The sequence below is a fragment of the Streptomyces graminofaciens genome, from assembly GCF_030294945.1.
Classification (GTDB): domain Bacteria; phylum Actinomycetota; class Actinomycetes; order Streptomycetales; family Streptomycetaceae; genus Streptomyces; species Streptomyces graminofaciens.
The window spans coordinates 11,022,117-11,039,071 of record NZ_AP018448.1 but is presented as its reverse complement, the minus strand read 5'-3'; the positions used below and the strand labels follow the sequence as shown (position 1 = coordinate 11,039,071).

At 69.1% G+C, this 16,955-nt stretch carries 13 protein-coding genes and 1 pseudogene; 9 read left to right on the top strand and 5 right to left on the bottom strand.

What is annotated here, in order from left to right:
- Positions 1-27: 27 nt before the first annotated feature.
- A complete protein-coding gene (locus SGFS_RS48740) occupies positions 28-1,668 on the bottom strand; it encodes an AMP-binding protein (protein ID WP_286259167.1) in 1,641 nt (546 codons plus the stop codon).
- A 373-nt stretch (positions 1,669-2,041) separates the two neighbouring features.
- Here SGFS_RS48740 and SGFS_RS48735 point away from each other — a divergent pair, with 373 nt between their 5' ends.
- From SGFS_RS48735 to SGFS_RS48725, 3 genes are all read left to right on the top strand, one after another.
- Complete coding sequence (locus SGFS_RS48735) at positions 2,042-3,697, top strand: sensor histidine kinase (protein WP_286259166.1); 1,656 nt, start codon at positions 2,042-2,044, stop codon at positions 3,695-3,697.
- 17 nt (positions 3,698-3,714) lie between these two features.
- Positions 3,715-4,332 (top strand): response regulator, encoded by a 618-nt coding sequence (locus SGFS_RS48730; protein WP_234441052.1) that lies wholly within the window; start codon positions 3,715-3,717, stop codon positions 4,330-4,332.
- A 140-nt stretch (positions 4,333-4,472) separates the two neighbouring features.
- Complete coding sequence (locus tag SGFS_RS48725) at positions 4,473-5,384, top strand: SDR family NAD(P)-dependent oxidoreductase (protein ID WP_286259165.1); 912 nt, start codon at positions 4,473-4,475, stop codon at positions 5,382-5,384.
- A gap of 52 nt (positions 5,385-5,436) precedes the next feature.
- Here the strand turns inward: SGFS_RS48725 and SGFS_RS48720 are convergent, their stop codons facing one another.
- Entirely contained in the window at positions 5,437-6,228 is a 792-nt protein-coding gene (locus tag SGFS_RS48720) for an IclR family transcriptional regulator domain-containing protein (RefSeq protein WP_286259164.1), read from the bottom strand.
- 284 nt (positions 6,229-6,512) lie between these two features.
- Between SGFS_RS48720 and SGFS_RS48715 the strand changes: the two genes are divergently transcribed.
- Positions 6,513-7,994 carry an aldehyde dehydrogenase family protein gene (locus SGFS_RS48715; protein ID WP_286259163.1) on the top strand — a complete coding sequence of 494 codons (1,482 nt, stop codon included), beginning with the start codon at positions 6,513-6,515 and terminating at the stop codon, positions 7,992-7,994.
- A gap of 129 nt (positions 7,995-8,123) precedes the next feature.
- On the opposite strand, the gene SGFS_RS48710 is transcribed toward SGFS_RS48715, so the two are convergent.
- Complete coding sequence (locus SGFS_RS48710) at positions 8,124-9,068, bottom strand: NHL repeat-containing protein (protein WP_286259162.1); 945 nt, start codon at positions 9,066-9,068, stop codon at positions 8,124-8,126.
- A 367-nt stretch (positions 9,069-9,435) separates the two neighbouring features.
- Here SGFS_RS48710 and SGFS_RS48705 point away from each other — a divergent pair, with 367 nt between their 5' ends.
- From SGFS_RS48705 to SGFS_RS48695, 3 genes are all read left to right on the top strand, one after another.
- The gene (locus tag SGFS_RS48705; RefSeq protein WP_286259160.1) at positions 9,436-10,896 is read left to right on the top strand and encodes an aldehyde dehydrogenase family protein; all 1,461 of its coding nucleotides are present in this window, start codon (positions 9,436-9,438) and stop codon (positions 10,894-10,896) included.
- Positions 10,897-11,265: 369 nt separating this feature from the next.
- A complete protein-coding gene (locus SGFS_RS48700; protein WP_286259158.1) occupies positions 11,266-12,072 on the top strand; it encodes an SGNH/GDSL hydrolase family protein in 807 nt (268 codons plus the stop codon).
- A gap of 251 nt (positions 12,073-12,323) precedes the next feature.
- Positions 12,324-12,773 (top strand): hypothetical protein, encoded by a 450-nt coding sequence (locus tag SGFS_RS48695; RefSeq protein WP_286259157.1) that lies wholly within the window; start codon positions 12,324-12,326, stop codon positions 12,771-12,773.
- Positions 12,774-12,843: 70 nt separating this feature from the next.
- Here SGFS_RS48695 and SGFS_RS48690 read toward each other — a convergent pair whose 3' ends face one another.
- On the bottom strand, positions 12,844-13,419 hold the full coding sequence (locus SGFS_RS48690; RefSeq protein ID WP_286259156.1) for a PadR family transcriptional regulator: 576 nt from the start codon (positions 13,417-13,419) through the stop codon (positions 12,844-12,846).
- A gap of 125 nt (positions 13,420-13,544) precedes the next feature.
- On the opposite strand from SGFS_RS48690, the gene SGFS_RS48685 reads away from it, so the two are divergent.
- Positions 13,545-13,937, top strand: a complete 393-nt coding sequence (locus SGFS_RS48685) for a nuclear transport factor 2 family protein (protein ID WP_286259155.1) — start codon at positions 13,545-13,547, stop codon at positions 13,935-13,937.
- Positions 13,938-14,246: 309 nt separating this feature from the next.
- Positions 14,247-15,726, top strand: a pseudogene (locus SGFS_RS48680) (ATP-binding SpoIIE family protein phosphatase); the annotation flags it as partial.
- 96 nt (positions 15,727-15,822) lie between these two features.
- Here SGFS_RS48680 and SGFS_RS48675 read toward each other — a convergent pair.
- Positions 15,823-16,869, bottom strand: a complete 1,047-nt coding sequence (locus SGFS_RS48675; RefSeq protein WP_286259154.1) for an AraC family transcriptional regulator — start codon at positions 16,867-16,869, stop codon at positions 15,823-15,825.
- Between the last annotated feature and the right edge of the window lie 86 nt (positions 16,870-16,955).

The window sequence follows — 16,955 nt, the reverse complement described above, 5'->3', positions numbered from 1 at the left end:
TCGGCCATGGCTGCTCGCACCCGGCTGTCACACCCTGTCGCCCGCGTCGGACTCCTGGACGGTCTTCTTGGCCCAGGCGACTTCGAGCTTGCCGGTGGGGGTTCGGGGCAGGACGTCCGTCAGGACCACGGAGCGCGGCACCTTGTAGCCGGCGAGGCTCTGCCGAGCCCAGTCGCGCAGCTCCTCCCCGGTGACGGTCATGTCCGCCCGGACCGCCACGACGGCGGCGACCCGCTCGCCCCAGGTCTCGTCAGGGACGCCGACGACGACACAGTCGGTCACACCGGGGTGGGAGAGCAGGGCATTCTCCACTTCCTGCGGGTGCACCTTCTCGCCGCCCGTGTTGATCACGCCCGAGCCGCGTCCGAGGAACCGGATCGCGCCGTCGGCCTCAAGACGGGCGAGGTCACCGGGGATGGCGTACCGGACTCCGTCGATGGTGCGGAACGTCGTCGCGCTCTTCTCGGTGTCCTTGTAGTAACCGAGCGGCATGGGCCCGCAGTAGGCGAGCTTCCCGACGTCGTCACTGCCGGGTTCGACGAACCGGTCGTTGTCGCCGATCACCCTCGTCGCGGGCACGGGGAAGAATCGGGCGGGCAGGTCTCCGAGGGAGGAGGTGATCGCGAAGGCGAAAGGCCCCCCTTCGCTCGACGCGATGGCATCGATGACCGTGATCTCGGCTCGCTCGTGCAGTCGCCGCTTGAGTACGTCGCTGAGAGCTGTGCCGGAGCTGAGGACCCTGCGCACAGAGCGCAGAGCGTGCGGCGTCCCCGCCTGCTCCGCCCGCACGAGCTCGTCGACGAGCGGTCGGCACACGGCATTGCCCGCGACGATGACCGTCGCGACCCGCTGCTCGGCGACCGTGCGCCAGACGTGCTCCGGGTCGAGGCCGCCCTGCCGCGCGGTGACCGCCCTGCCGCCCACCATCAAAGCGCCCATGGTGTTGAACAGTCCGGTGGCGTGCATCAGCGGCACGACGGGCATCGTGGTCGGCGCGCTGCCTTCGCGGTGTGCCTCGACCGCGATGGCCACGGCCTCGTCGAGCGTCGTCGGCAGCTCGGTGACACCGAGCGGATGGAAGATCGGGACCACCAGGGAGTGCAGCAGATCGCTCTGTCGCCACACCACGCCCTTCGGCTTGCCGGTGGTCCCGCCGGTGTACATGAAGAGCCGGTCGGATCCGGGGCGTGGCTGCGGCTTACGCGGTTCATGCGCCGCCAGCAGTTCTTCCAGCTCGGGTACGACAGGCCCGGCCGGGCCGTCGGCAGGCTCGGCGCCGTCCCTCACGAGCAGCTTCAGCGTGCTCACATGGTCGGCGGCATGCGTGACCCGGGCGGCCAGGGCGCCGCTGAAGACGACCACTGCCGCGTCGGCGTCGGTCAGGAGTTCGGAGAGCTCCTCGTCGGTGTAGCGGTAGTTGGCGTTCACCGGTACAGCACCGAGCTTGAAGGCGGCGAAGACCGTCTCCAGGTAGGTGGCGCCGTTGTACAGGTAGCAGGCCACGGTGTCGCCCTCGCCGACCCCGGCCTCTTCCATCGCGGTGGCCAGCCGTGACGCCCGCTCGTCGAACTCACGGTAAGTGATCTCGCGCCCGGGCTCCGTGATGGCGACGGCATGGGGCAGCGCATGGCACACCGCCTCCCAGATCGTGCCGATGGACACGTCCACGTCTCGGACCTCCTCGTCCTCGATGGCTCGCGCGGACCGCAGGATCGAGCAGGCCGCTCGTGCGGCCCCGCGGACCCTTTCGGGGGAGTGAAACGGTCCGCGGGGCGCCCTTCCAACCTAGGCAGCCGCCCTCAGCAGGGGGAACGCGAGCATTGACTGAACCCGATCGGCGCTTCGTCCCGCCGATGAACAGGTCGAATGACGTAGGACCGCCCGGAATCCGCCGGGCTACGATGCTGTGACCGGCCCTGAGTCGGCATCGTCCCCAGGCCGACCGACGCCTGCCGCGGAGGCACCCGGTTCCACGCCGCGTCCGCCTGGCACAGCGGCCTTCCGGGCAGTTCACCGTTGGTCGACCATGAGGAGATCGGTCATGTCCGCGTCGCCGCTCGTGGGGTGGGACGACATCGCCGCCGCCGCGCCGGACGGCCTCGCCGTTCTGGACTGCGTGGGCCGCTTCGTACGGCTGAACCCGGCGGCCGCCGCGCTGCTCGAGGCGGACTCGGAGGGTGAACTGATCGGTGGGGCGTCCCCGTTCACGCCGGCGGAGGGGGTCGGCGCATGCCGGGCCGGGCTGCTGGAAGCTCGATCGGACGAGCAGGTGGCCCACTGGGAGCCCGCATCCGGACCCCGTCGCGAGTTTGCCTACCGGACCCGCAGTCTGCCGACCGACCCGAAGTTCACGGTGGTGTCGTTCCGCGACGTCACCGACGAATGGCATCGGCAGCGCAGGATCGCGGCGATCGCCCGGACGTCGATAGCGCTGGCTTCGGAAGGCTCGCTCGGCTCGACACTGGACGCCGTGGCCCAGCAGATCGTCCAGGCGGACGGCCTGGCCGGCGTGCAGATCCTCACCCTCGACAGCACCGGCCGAGAACTGAGGCTGATGGGTTCCGCGGGGCTGCGGCACTGGGACGGGTTCCTCGACCGTCTCCTGGAGTGTCGTGACCGGGGCGCCCGGCTGTGCATGCTGGACACCCTGAAGGAGCGCAGGCCGATCGTCGTGCCGCACCGATGGGCCCAGATCCTCGAGGACCCCGCCTGGGAACCGCTGCACGCGTACCTCGGGGAGCTGAACTGGGACTCTTTCGTCAGTGTGCCGCTGATGGCGCGCGGCCGTCCCGAAGGGGTGCTGAACGCCTACTTCGCCCCCGGCCAGGAGATCGGCAGCCGGACACTGGAGTTCCTCGCCGCCATGGCGGAACAGGCCGCCCTCGCCGTCGACCACGCCACGCTGCTCCAGACGGAGCGTGAGGGTGCCCGCCGCAACGAGCGTCAGCGCCTCGCCCGCGACCTGCACGACTCGATCGTTCAGCAGGTGTTCTCCATCGGCATGCAGGCCAACGCCGTGGGAGTGCTGGGTGCGCGGGGCGAAGCGGTTTCCGCGGTGGCGGTCCGGAACTTCGCGGACGAAGTCGGGTCCCTGTCGCGGACCGTTCTCGCCGATCTCCGGGCCATGGTGCACGAACTCCGTCCGTCCGCCTCCCTCCGGCTCGGGCTGGAGGACGCGGTGACCACGCTCGTCAAGAGCACCGAGAACCGGACGGGTCTCGGCATCCGGCTGGAGTGCGGGCAGGAAGTGGACGCGGTCGAACCCGAACTGGCCGAGGACATGTACCGGATCGTCGCCGAGGCCATCCACAACGTGGTCAAGCATGCGGAGGCCACCGCCGTCACCATCCGCCTCGGCATACGCGACCACACACTGACCGCCGTGATCCGCGATGACGGCTGCGGATTCGCGGACTCCGGCGGACGACGGGACGCGCCGGACAGCGAAGGGGGCCGAAGGACCGGTCCCCACCGGCACCACGGCTATGGACTGACGACCATGCGCGAAAGGGCGGAGCGATGGGGCGGCACCATGAGGATCAGATCCGGCGCGAGGAGCGGTACGACGGTCCGGGTCGTCGTACCCCTTCCGGTACGAGTGCCGCAGGCGCCGCCCGCGGACTCGGAGCGCGGCCGGAACGCTCCGTCGGCAGTCCCGCTCAGGGAGGCGGAGCACTCCGCCCGGTCCGGGTCCTGATCGTCGACGACCACGCCGTGGTACGCCGCGGAATCCGCGCCTACCTCGAGGTCCTGGACGACATGGAGGTGGCTGCGGAGGCCGCGGACGGTCAGGAGGCGCTCACCAGGCTGGACGCGATGGCCGCGCACCGGGAACTGCCGGACGTGGTGCTGATCGACCTGCTCATGCCCAGGATGGACGGGGCCACGGCGATCGGAGCGATCAAGCAGCGTCACCCCGGTGTAAGGGTCGTGGTGCTCACCAGCTTCGGCGAAATGGAACGCGTCCACGCGGCGCTCGCCCAGGGAGCCGCCGGCTACCTGCTCAAGGACGCCGAAGCGGGTGAGGTGGTAGCCGCGATCCGCGCGGCCGCCCGGGGCGAGGTCTTCCTCGACCCCGCAGTGGCCAGGGGACTGACCCAGGAGATCGTTTCGCCACCGACCGGGCTCGCCTCGCTCACCGGCCGGGAACGCGACGTCCTCGTCCTGGTCGCCGAGGGGCGGTCGAACCAGCAGATCGCCGACGAGCTGGTGATCAGCGAGCGCACCGCCCGCACCCACGTGAGCAACGTCCTGCGCAAACTCCGGCTCACCTCCCGGACCCAGGCCGCGCTGCTCGCGGTACGGCAAGGGCTGGTGCCCCCGAAGGGCTGACCTCTCCGCCGACCGCGACGGATGTCCCGGACCGGACGGGACAGAGGTCGGCCACAGGTGCCGTCATCAGCGGGATCCTCGCGGGCCCCGGCGTTCCTACGCTCAGAAGGACGCTGTATCGACCAGCTCAGGAGGACATCATGCTCGACGGCAAAGCCGCCATTGTCACAGGTGCGGGCCGAGGCCTGGGACGTGCCTACGCCCGTGCCATGGCGGCGGCGGGTGCCTCCGTCGTCGTGAACGACCTGGACGCCGACGTGGCCAAGGAGACGGTCGACCTGATCACGGACGCGGGCGGAGCAGCTGTCGCGCATGTCGGGGCGGTCGGCGGTTCCGAGTTCGCCGACGGGCTGGTGCGGCGCGCGGTCGACGAGTTCGGCCGGCTCGATGTGATGGTCACCAACGCCGGTGCGCTGCGTGACAGGACCCTGCGCAACACCACCGACGACGACTTCGACGTCGTCGTCAACAGCCATCTGCGCGGTACGTTCACCTGCGGCCGCGCGGCGGCGGCCCACTTCCGGGAACAGGGCGAGGGCGGTCGGCTCATCCTGGTGGGATCGCCGGCGGGGCAGCGCGCCAGCTTCGGCCAGACCGCGTACTCGGCCTCCAAGGGCGCGATCGTCGCGATGACACGCACCTGGGCGCTCGAACTCGCGAAGATCGATGTCACCGTCAACGCCATCGTGCCGACCGCGCTGACCCGCATGGTGGCGACCATGCCCCGGGTCGGTGACCTCGTGGCGAAGGTCGACGCGGGGGAGCCCGTTCCCGACGCCGTCCGGCGGCAGGGGCTGGGATCGCCGGACGACGTGGCACCGGTCATCGTGTATCTGGCGTCGAAGGAGTCGGCCCACATCACCGGACAGGCCATCGCGGCGGGGGGCGACCGGATCGCTCTGTGGACGCACCCCGGTGAGGTCGAGGAGCGGTTCCGGCAGGACGGCTGGACCGCCGGATCAGTCGCGGAACTCTTCTCCGGCACCCATGCGAACCGGCTTCAGGACTTCAGGCCCACGCCCCTCGATCTGGCGGCCTTCGAGGAGGCGTGACGCACACGCGGCCCCTCGACGGCCCTCAGGTCCGTGTAGGGGCAGTGGCTCCTCAGGCCTGCGGCACCGCGGCGACACGGGCGAAATCCGCACTGATGTCCCCCGCCGTCTGCAACAGCCGTGGCAGATGCTCCTCGACAAGTCGCTCGACCGGTGTCTCGGCCGCGTGACAGTTGACATTGAGCGCCGCGATGACCTGGCCGGAGCCGTCACGCAGCGGGGCCGCGACCGACCGGATACCGGGCGCCAACTGCTGGTCCGTCAGCGCCCATCCCCGTGCTCGCACCTCGCGCAGGGCCGCGTCACGTTCGCCGAGGTCGGGCTGCCAGCACGGCGTCAGCCCCGAACGGGAAGGCTCGGCGAGCACCTGCTTCAGCTCATCGGCCCGCAAGGCTGCCAGCAGTACCTTTCCCAGAGAGGTCTGCAGAGCCGGAAACCGCGTTCCGATCTGCACCGACAGGGTCACGAGCTTGGGGACAGCCACCCGTGCCACATAGATGATGTCCGATCCGTCCAGCTGAGCCACGGAGCACGACTCGCCGGTTCGCTCCACCAGGCGCTCCATATGGGGCCGCGCGATGTCCCACAGACCCATGGAGCGTACGTAGGCGACCCCGAGTTCGAGCACCCTGGGGGTCAGCGCGAACCCCGCCTCACACGAGCGGACATAGCCCAGTTCCTCCAGGGTCAGCAGAATCCTGCGGGCGGTCGGCCTGGCGAGCCCGGTGGCGCCGGCGACCTGAGCCAGTGACATCTGCGGCTGCCCGGGCGGAAACGCGGCAATGACCTCGAGCCCTCTGGCCAATGCCTCGATGAAATCCGGTCCTGTTCCCTGGCGTGGCACGCGACTCCTCGGCTGCGGTCGAGCTATGGGTTCCCACAGGCAGCCTAACGGTGTCCGTGCTGCGGACATAAGTTCAGGCGGGACTTCCCAGCGAAGGGGTTGACACCGGAAGTGTCCGAAGTGACGCTGACCCAAAGCTGTCCGCCAGACGGATGATTGTCCGACAGGCGTCATCGCCCCCTCCTTCTCGCGCTTCCTGGTCATCGACGTCCTGCACGCCGAGAGACGGGGAACGGCGCAGAGGCACGGAACGGTGGGGCACATCTGATCCTCTGGAGAGTCACATGTCCGAAAGAGTCCACACCACACCGGCGGAGACCTGGGCGGCACCTGTCCGTACCGGACTGCTCATCGACGGCAAGACCGTTGAGACCGAAGACTGGATGGCCGTCCACAACCCTGCGGCCCCTGATCAGATCGTCGGTCATGCCGCAGCGGCCACCGTTGAGCAGGCCCGGGCGGCGGTAGCCGCCGCGGACGCGGCGTTCCCGAGCTGGGCAGTGATGCCCGCACGCCGGCGAGCGGAGATCATCGGCCAGGCGCTCACCCTCCTCGACGGCAGTGAGGCCGAGCGGGCGGCCCTGATGACCAGGGAGAACGGCAAGGTCTCCTTCGAGAGCCAGGTGGAGATGGGGGTTTTCGTCGCACGCACCCGGGCGGCGATCGACCTGGCCGACTCCCTCGACCAGGTACGACGCCTCGACGGCCCGCCGCTGACCTCGCACATCCATCGGCTCCCCACGGGCGTGGTCACCGTCATCGTGCCGTTCAACTGGCCGATCGCCATCCTCGGGGCTAGCCTGCCGTACGCGCTGCTCGCCGGGAACACAGCCGTGGTCAAGCCCCCGCCCACCGTGCCGCTGGCCATGGTGCGCACGCTGGAGCTGTTCGCCGCGGGGCTCCCGGCGGGGGTGCTGAACGTCGTCACGGGCAGCAACGACGCGGTCGCCCCACTGCTCACCGACCCTCGTGTCCGAAAGATCGTCTTCACCGGTAGCACGGGCGCCGGCAAGCACATCATGGCGGCCGCCGCACAGAACCTCGCCTCGGTGACGCTCGAACTCGGCGGCAACGACCCCGCGATCGTCCTCGACGACGCCGTACTCGACCAGGAGCACATCGGACGGCTCGTCCAGGGCGCTTTCCTGACCAGCGGCCAGGTCTGCATGGCGGTCAAACGGGTGTACGTCCATCGCTCCCGCTACGACGAGCTCGTCGACGCGCTGACCTCCGCCCTCGACACCCATCGCGTGGGCGCGGGAACCGATCCCGCCTCGACCATGGGCCCGCTCAACAGCGCCGCCCAACGCGACAAAGTCACCGCCATGCTGGCCGAGGCCGCCGACGCCGGAGCCGAGGTGCGCGAACGGGGCACCCTGGCCCCCGGCGCCGCCACCTCCGCGGGCCACTTCCTGCGTCCCGCACTCGTCCTCGACCCCGACCCCCGCTTGCGGATCGTCACCGAGGAGCAGTTCGGCCCCGCCCTGCCGATCCTGCCTTTCGACGACGTCGATTCCGTGGTGGACCGGGTCAACAACGACTGGTCGGGACTGTGCTCCTCGGTCTGGAGCGGCGATCCCGCCCACGCGGGCAGGATCGCGGAAAGGCTGCGTACCGGCACCACCTGGATCAACCACGCCAACGCCGTCGCGTGCGACGACCGGGCTCCCTTCGGCGGCTTCCGCCAGAGTGGCATCGGACGGGAGATGGGCTCGGAGGGCCTGCTCTCCTTCACCGAAGCGCACACCATCACGTCGCACGGATAGAAACGGCGAGTGCGGCTGTACCCCGCCGGCCTTGAGTGGGCGGGGTACAGCCGCACTCCGGCCGTACGTCAGAGCAACGGACCCCGCCCGCTTCGAGCGGACGGGGTCCAGCCGTATTCCGGCCGTACGTCACACCAACGGCACGGACACCGCGTTGTAAGGGGTGTTCTCGTCCCGGCCCGGGGTGGTGAAGCGGGAGTTGGGCAGGTAGAGCCGACCCTTGTACGCGGCGGCCGTGGTGGGCAGGTCGAAGCGGTCGTCCCTGATCACCCCGATCGCGGTGCCCCTTGTGCCCGACCGGTTGAGCCGGATCACGTCCACCTGGTTGGGGTTGGGCTGGACCACGTAGAGAGTGCGGCCGATGAGCACCAGCCCGTCGCCGCTGGGCAGCGTCGTGTCACCCAGGTCCACCTTGCGGGCCACGCCGGTGCGGGGGTTGACGCGCATCAGTGATCCGCCGTCCGCGGCCGCGTTGGTGACGAGCAGGGCGCTACCGTCGGGCGTGAGCGAGATGCCGTTGGACGTGAAACCGGACTGCACCCAGTCACCGCTCAGCGTGAGGCTCTCCGGGGCGCCGATGCGGCCCTGCCTGCCCAGGGGCAGCTTGAACAGCTGTGCGCTGAACGACTCGGTGAACCAAGCGGCGTCGCGGGTGAGCAGAACGTCGTTGACGAAACTGTTCTCTCCGGCGACCACGTGGTTGGCGAGCAGCGCACCACTGTGGGCGTCGACGACCCGCAGTTCACCACTGCTGCCGCCGGCCAGGAACAGCCGGCCCCAGGAGTCGACCTTCAGGCCGACCGTCATGCGCCCCAGGCCGCGGTGGACGACCTTGCCCTTGCCGCTCGCGAGGTTCACCCGGTACACGCCGCCGGTGGCGATCGATCCGAAGTAGGCGTACGGCCCGGAGCCGATCGCGACTCCCTCCGGCCCCCAGCCGTTGGGCAGCGAGAACTCCTTGGGCCAGGATCCGGCGGTGCCCGGGGCGGCCTGTGCCGTACCACCGATCAGGGCCGTCGCTCCCAGGGCGATGCCCGCGCCGAGAAGCTGCCTGCGTGCGAGAGAACCTGTCATCGATCGTCCTTCCACGGAAAACAAGACGGGCCGTGCCGGTCCGGCTGGGCTCCTGGATCAATTCTTGAGAGTTCAAGTACCTGTGCACAGCGACGAATGTCCTGACTCTCCTCAGTCCATCGGACGGAAAGCCGCCGGGCGGGTGGGAGCACGACCGCGAAGGCGCGCCACTCGACACCAGACCGACCTCGCAAGGCCGAACGTCGCGCACGAGATACGTCATTCGTCCTTACTTCCAGCGCTCGCCTCCCGGCTCTCTGTCCAGGCCGTCACCGCTGGGCCATCATCCGAAAACCTGCCGGTCGCAGTGGCGCGACCGGCGTGAGTACGGTGACGGCTTCGCGCCGCACCGGGAAGGCGAGCGGGCATGAGCGTGCAGCGACCGCACATCGAACCGGGCAGGCTGTTCATCGGCGGAGAGTGGCGGGACGCGGAGTCCAAGGAGCGGCGCGACGTCGTCGACCCGTCCACCGGCAGAGTCGTCACCACGGTCGCGGAGGCCGACGGGGCGGATGTCGCCGCCGCGGTGGCCGCCGCCCGCGAGGCCTTCGACGCGGGGCCCTGGCCCCGGACACCCGCCCGCGAGCGCGCCCGGGTGCTGCACCGGGTGGCCGATCTGGTGCGCGAACGGGCGGACGAGATCGCCGCCGTGGAGAGCCTCGACGTCGGCAAGCCCGTCTCGCTCAGCCGAGCGGTCGACGTGGAGACCGTGGCCGAGACGTACGAGTACTACTCGGCGCTGGCGCAGTCGATCGACGGGGCCACGCGAGAGATCCCCCTCCCCTCCCACGCCTACACCCGCAGGGAGCCCATCGGCGTGGTGGGAGCGATCACCCCGTTCAACTTCCCGTTGATCCTGAGCACGTCGAAGTTCGCCCCCGCCCTGGCGGCCGGCAACACCATCGTCCACAAACCGGCCGACGAGACCCCCCTCAGCGCGCTGCTGATGGCGGAGATCCTCGCCGACGCCGGCGTTCCCGCGGGTGTGGTGAACGTCGTCACCGGCAGCGGCCCCGTCCTGGGTGAGGCACTGCTGCGTCATCCGGGCGTCGACAAGATCGCCTTTACCGGGTCGACGAGGGTCGGCCGCCTGGCGGCGAGCACGGCCGGCGAACAACTCAAGCCGGTCACCATGGAGTTGGGTGGCAACGCGCCGCACATCGTCTTCGAGGACGCCGACGTCGGGAAGGCGATCGGCGCGATCATCAAGGCCTTCGTCTTCAACACCGGACAGTTCTGCATGGGCGGACCCCGGCTGCTGGTCCACCGGTCCCTGTACGACACCACGCTGGGCATCCTCGCCGACGCGGTTCCGGCGGTCCCCGTCGGCGACCCCTTCGACCCGGCCACCGTCGTCGGGCCGATGGCCGGCGAGCGGCACGTGGAGAACGTCGAGCGCTTCGTGAAAGCGGCCGTCGAGGACGGCGGCCGCGTCGTCGTCGGCGGTGAGCGCATGGAACTCAACGGCGGTTACTACTACAAGCCCACCGTCATCGCCGGCCTGGACAACGACGCCCGCACCGTCCAGGAGGAGATCTTCGGCCCGGTGCTGACGGTTCAGCCCTTCGACACCGAGGAAGAGGCGATCACGCTGGCGAACAGCACGCCGTACGGACTCGCCGCCGGTCTGCAGACTTCCGACCTGGCGCGCGCCCATCGGGTCGCCGCGCGACTGGACGCCGGCATCGTCTGGGTCAACGACTGGGCCATGCTCGATCCCGCCGTGCCCTTCGGCGGCGTCAAGCAGTCCGGCTACGGACGCGAATCCGGGCCGGAGGCGCTGCAGGCGTACACGAGGACCAAGTCCGTCGTCATCTCCCTCGCCTGATCCCTCGACAGGGCCCGCTCCGAGCGCCCGGCCGCCGCCGGCGGGCCCTCCCGGCCGGATCGGCCGGGTGAACTCCGTCCCCGGCTCTCAAGAGCCGGAGGTGAGCCGGGGGCATGGCGGCCTGGCAGTAGGCGTTGTCGCCCGGGCGTGGACGCCACCGTTGAAGGTGACCCGGTACGGGCGGTTCGGCGCGAAACGGCGGGCAGTGGTGAAGCCGACCGTGTCCTCGTTGTGCCTGAGCGGCGTCACTTTGCAGGAAGGTGAGCCCGCAGCTATCCTCATATTCAACAATGCGACTAGGTGCCTAGTTGTTTAGCGATGGCCGTGTGCCACGTCTATCAGCAGCGTTGACGAGAGGCGGTCGGCCCCGTGTCGAGCAGTGGGTATCTGCGCTATGTCGCCCTGGGTGACAGTCACACCGAGGGGCTCGGGGACGGCGACGACGTCCGTGGTCTTCGGGGCTGGGCGGACCGGCTCGCCGAGCAGGTCGCCCGCCACAGCCCAGGCCTGCTCTACGCCAACCTCGCGGTGCGCGGCCGTAAGGCCGGTCAGGTGCGCGCCGAGCAGCTGGCTCCGGCTCTCGCGATGCGGCCCGACCTCGCCACGGTGGTGGCTGGTGTCAACGATGTGTTGCGCCCGGGCTGCGACCTCGACGAGGTGGCCGGCCATGTTGAGGCGATGTTCGCCGCCCTCACGGCGCAGGGCGCCACCGTCGCGACCCTCATGTTTCCCGATGTCGGGCGTATCACGCCGTTGGCCCGCCCGATCGGTCACCGTGTTCTCGCACTCAACGCGCGCATCCGGGAGGCCGCCGACCGCCACGGCGTGGTGGTGGCGGAGACGGCCGCGCACGCGGCGGCGACCGATCCGCGGTTGTGGAGTGCTGACCGGCTGCACGCCGGCCCGCTGGGACACACGCGCATCGCGGCTGCCGTGGCCCAGGCGCTCGGTCTGCCGGGCAGCGACGACAAGTGGACCCTTCCCCTTCCGGCCGCGGGGACAGACATCTCTGTCCGGAGGACCGTGGGTGCCGAACTGCGCTGGGCCGGCACCTTCCTCGGCCCTTGGATCGGCCGCCGCCTGCGTGGCCGTTCCTCCGGCGACGGCCGCCAGGCCAAGCGGCCGGCGCTGCTTCCGGTGGCCGCGTCCGCTGGGGAAACCTCCCCATCGGTGTGATGCTCCGGCTTGCGACGACGCCGGCGGCTCCTCGTGCTGAACTGCTCTTCACCGGACGGGAGCTGGAAATGAGTGACATCCATCCCTTCGCGTACTGCGCGCGAAGCGTCTGCGGATCGTCAGCGACGTGGTCGTAGACGTCGTGGCACTGCTGTTCACCGTGTTCTACGTCAGTCCAACATCGACCCCGCCAGTCACCTCCACAAGCTGCTCATCTGCTGGCCGGCGCGGACGAGGGCGCGAGCGGCCAGGTGGACCACGCCGTCGGCTACGCCCACAGCGACATGGGCACGCTGCGGATCCACAGCCCGCTACTGCGAGCGCCCCGGGTACAGACCCTGGCCCTCAGCAGCACGCTCATGCCGGGGATGGCTGTTCATCACGATCTTCTACATCGCCATGGCGGTACCGACGTCCGGCGCCAAGTCCCCCTCCAGGCACTCCCCGGCTTCCACCGCACCCCCGGCGAGTTCCAGCCCCTGCGTCAGATCACCGGCGTCGCCCGCTCCATCCTCTACTACGACGCCCAGGGCGACGCCGGACTGCCCCGAGGCTGGGTGATCCTGGGCCTGGGACTCGCGGTCGCGTGCCTCTTCGGCTTCGGCGTGACCCGGTTCTACGACCGCAAGGGACTGCATCGCAATCCCGCCGACAAGGAACCGCAGCCGGTCCTCGCTCGGACACAGACCGACGACCCCTGAGAGGCCGGGCTGCTCACGACCGTCCAGATACTAACTTTGTTGCCTGATTGTGTGGGTGGGGCCGCCGCAGTCAGCCGTCGGCCCGGAGCGCGGCCGTGCGCTGTTCGAGCCTGCGCAGCGCCATGTCCCCCCACTGGAGGTTCTCCCGCTCGAACGACATCCCGCGCAGCAAGGTGAGATACGGGCCGATGCGCTCGGCCTCGGCGAAGTACGCCTCCTCGGAGCGCCCGTCGAGCAGGCGCTGCCGGAGCCGCTCGTAGCGGGCCAGCTTGGCAGTGGCCCACTCCATGCGCTCGGTGATGGCGGTCCGGACCGCTTCCATGTCGCCCGCGTCCAGGCACTGCACCTTGACAAGCAACTCGTCCCGGATCACCGCCGGTTTGCCCAAGGGCTCGGCGGTGTAGGCGTGGACGGCCTTCCGCCCGGCCTCCGTCAAGGAGAACAGTCGCTTGTTGGGGCGGCGCTTCTGCTCGACGACACGGGCCGTGACGAGTCCTTCGGCCTCCATGCGATCCAGCTCCCGGTAGAGCTGCTGAGGCGTCGACATCCAGAAGTTGGCGACCGTCGCGTCGAACGCCTTCGCGAGGTCGTACCCGGACGCCTCGCCCTCCAACAGCGCGGCCATCACCGCGTTCCGCAAAGCCATGGGTGCACGCTAGCAGATTAATCAACTAGGTGACTAATGGTTACCCCTTTCCTGTAGACAAGCCCTAACGGGCCCTCTAATCTCCAGCACACCTATTCATATTTCTGAGTATCAAAGGTGGGCTCATGCATCCCTTCCGCAAGGCCGTCGAGAGCGGCGACCTGGACGCTGTGGCCGCTTTGCTGGCCGACGACGTCGTCTTCACCAGCCCCGTCACCTTCAAGCCGTACCCGGGCAAGGCGATCACCGCGGCGATCCTGCGCGGCGTGCTCCGGGTCTTCGAGGACTTCACCTACATCCGTGAGATCGCCAACCCCGACGGCCGCGATCACGCCTTCGTCTTCACCGCCACTGTCGCCGGCAAGCAACTCCAGGGATGCGACTTCCTGCACTTCGACGACGACGGGAAGATCGACGAGTTCACGGTGATGGTGCGCCCGCTCTCCGCCGCCCAGGCGCTCGGCGAGGCCATGGGCGCCCAGTTCGAGCAGATCGCCCGAGAGGCCGCCGAACAGTAACCACCACGACGGACTTCGACGCGGTGGTCATCGGCGCGGGGCAACGCCGGACTGACCGCCGCCACCCTCCAACGCTGGGACCGCGCACCCTCCTGGCGGAGCGCCACAACGTCCCCGGCGGCTGTGCCACCTCGTTTCGATGAGGCCGCTTCGAGTTCGAGACGGCGCTGCACCAGCTGTCCGGAGTCGGCCCGGAAGTCCAGCCGTACACGCTGCGCGAGCTGTTCGAGAAGCTGGGCGTGCCGACTCACTGTAGGAGCACGACCTGCAGTGCTTGCGCTGGGAGCTTCCGAAGGTTTGGGCATACCACTGCAGAGGCGGCTGAGCGTGATCAACGAGGCCAACACGCGGATCGGGACCACCCTGGACACCGCCTGCACCGCCTGCACCGCCCAGGAACTGGCAGACGTCGCTACCGACCGCTTCGCTGATCTCGTCACCGTCGACCTACTCGACTCCGCGCTCCAGGAGGGGGGTGTGGTGCCGACCCACGTTGCGCGGCGGTCCGTCGGGGCGCCCAGCAATCCGTGCTGGATGGCTGCCCGGACTCAGCAGTCGGCACCAGGGAAAGGCACACATATCCCGAGGGGTCGGAGCCTGCTCGCTCACTGGCCACTGGACAGCCCTGCGGCACGACATCGCGGGCTCCGACGTTCCGCCATGGTTGGCGGCTTCCCCGGACCGCAGACGTGCCCTGCGGATCTTCGGCATCCACTCAGTGCTCCTGGTCCCGCTGTGGGCCCGCGGAACCCCCCTGGGCCTCGTGCAGTTCCTCCGCCACCGAACCGCAGTCCCGTTCGACGACGAGGATCTGCTCCTGGCCCACGAGATCGCGTCCAGAGCAGCCGTGTACACCGACAACGCCCGTCGCTACGCCCACGAACGTTCCACGGCGCTCACGCTCCAGCGCAGCTTGCTCCAGCACCAGGTGCCCGAACAGTCCGCCGTCGAGACCGCCTGCCGCTACCTGCCCTGCGGATCCCGGGCAGGCGTGGGCGGCGACTGGTACGACGTGATTCCGCTGTCCGGTGCCCGCGTCGCACTCGCCACCATGGGCCGCCTGCGGACGGCCGTCCGTACTCTCGCGGACATCGACCTGATGCCCGACGAACTGCTCACCCACCTCGATGACGTGGTCATCCGGATGCAGCGTGAGCAGGAACGGGGTGCGGACGAGACAAGCGCCACCTGCCTGTACGCGGTCTACGACCCGGTCTCCCGCCTGTGCTCCCTGGCCCACCGACGGCCTCATCCAAAGCCGCGCTCGCGACGTGGACACCGCACTCACGCTGCTGCGCAACGTCCTTGCCCGAGCACCCGCTTCGTTGGAGGCGACCTGCGAGGACCTGCTGTCCGCGCTGCTGCCCGGCCGCCCCACCGATGACATCGCTCTTCTCGTGGCGCGAACCCGAGCGCTTGACGCCAGGCATGTCGCCACATTGGATCTCCCCTCCGACCCGGCGATCGTGGCCGGCGCCCGCACCCACGCATCCGACCAACTCGCCGCCTGGGGCCTGGAAGAACTGTCCTTCACCACGGAGCTCATGGTCAGCGAACTGGTGACCCACGCCATCCGCTACGGCAAAGCCCCCATACAGCTGCGGATGATCCTCCAATCCACCCTGACGTGCGAGGTCTCCGACGCCAGCAGCACCGCCCCGCACCTGCGCCATGCCCGGGTCTTCGACGAAGGCGGCCGCGGCCTGCTCCTAGTCGCCCAACTCGCCGAGCGCTGGGCGCACGGCACAGTGGCGAGGGCAAGGTCATCTGGGCCGAACAGGCCCTCCCAGGCAGAGGCAGCTCCGAACTCAGACCTGTGACGGCGGACTTGAGACCGTGGAGAGACGAGATCACCCGGGGCCGGCGCGGGGCTCGCGGAGCACGCTCAGTCGATGAGGGCGGACTGACCTTTCGGCTCCTGTCCTTCGCGTCGCAGTCTGGAAGGTGACGTGTCGAACCACCGACGTACCGCACGAGTGAGGCTGGACTGTTCCTGCATCCCCAGGCTGGCCGCGATCTGCGAGAAGGACAGGTCGGTCGTCGTGATCAAGTCCAGGGCCTGACTCCTGCGTACACGATCGACGACGCCGGAGAAGGTCGTGCCCTCCTTGGACAGGGACCGCTGCAGTGAACGCGGGTGGAGACTCAGCAGGCGCGCGACTTTCGACAGGTCCGGACCGCTGGATCCGAGCTGTTCGCTGAGAATCGCTGCGACCAGGTCCGACATCGGCACGTGCTGGCGGCCGAAGTGCGTTTCGAGATGGTCCATCGCGATGTCGTGAAGCAGGTCATCGCCGCCGCTGACCGGTGTCGAGAACAGTTGGCTCGGGACGCGCAGGACCGCGCTCGGACAGTCGAATCGGACCTCGGCCCCGAAGTACTTCCGGTAGGAGCTTTCCTGTGCCAGGCGAGCGTGTGGAAGCAGGACCGAACGAAGTCCGTAGGGTGCGTCGCCGTGGATCAGCGTCAGGACTTGGTGGACGATCCCGATGCCGTAGTCGATCGCCTGTGGGGATGCGTTGATGCCCGTGGTTGTGTAGCGAAGGCCGACCACACCGGGACTTCCCAGCGGATCGTCGGTTTCCTCGAGTGAGAGGGCCGGGCTGTAGACGAACAGGTACCGGCTCGCGCACTCGACGGCCTCGCCGATCGTGCGTGAGTTCTCCATGGCGATCGCCAGCGGTCCCAGCACATGCAGATCCTGCTGCGCCGCCATCCTCAACCCGAGGTCCGGAAGCGCGAATCGGCCGGCCGTTTCCTCGAGGACGCGCTCGACCAGTCGGATACTGACGAACGAGTTGCCCTCGGCGATCCTCGCCTCGTCGAAGCCATATGCCGCGAGGAGTTCGGGGCCCGAGCCGCCGATCTCGGTGACGAGCGCGGACAGCCCATGCAGGGCAGAGCACCGGACAGGAAGATCGGTGTCACGCAAGGACAAATCCTTGTCGCCTCAGGGCAAGTACCGGAATGTTTCGACGAAGCAAACTACGAGTCACGACCGAGAGGACAGCTTCTATC

Coding starts and splice junctions, on each gene's coding strand:
- SGFS_RS48735 (WP_286259166.1), top strand. CDS start 2,042: ATGTCCGCGTCGCCGCTCGTGGGGTGGGACGACATCGCCGCCGCCGCG.
- SGFS_RS48725 (WP_286259165.1), top strand. CDS start 4,473: ATGCTCGACGGCAAAGCCGCCATTGTCACAGGTGCGGGCCGAGGCCTG.
- SGFS_RS48715 (WP_286259163.1), top strand. CDS start 6,513: ATGTCCGAAAGAGTCCACACCACACCGGCGGAGACCTGGGCGGCACCT.
- SGFS_RS48710 (WP_286259162.1), bottom strand. CDS start 9,068: ATGACAGGTTCTCTCGCACGCAGGCAGCTTCTCGGCGCGGGCATCGCC.
- SGFS_RS48705 (WP_286259160.1), top strand. CDS start 9,436: ATGAGCGTGCAGCGACCGCACATCGAACCGGGCAGGCTGTTCATCGGC.
- SGFS_RS48690 (WP_286259156.1), bottom strand. CDS start 13,419: ATGGCTTTGCGGAACGCGGTGATGGCCGCGCTGTTGGAGGGCGAGGCG.
- SGFS_RS48685 (WP_286259155.1), top strand. CDS start 13,545: ATGCATCCCTTCCGCAAGGCCGTCGAGAGCGGCGACCTGGACGCTGTG.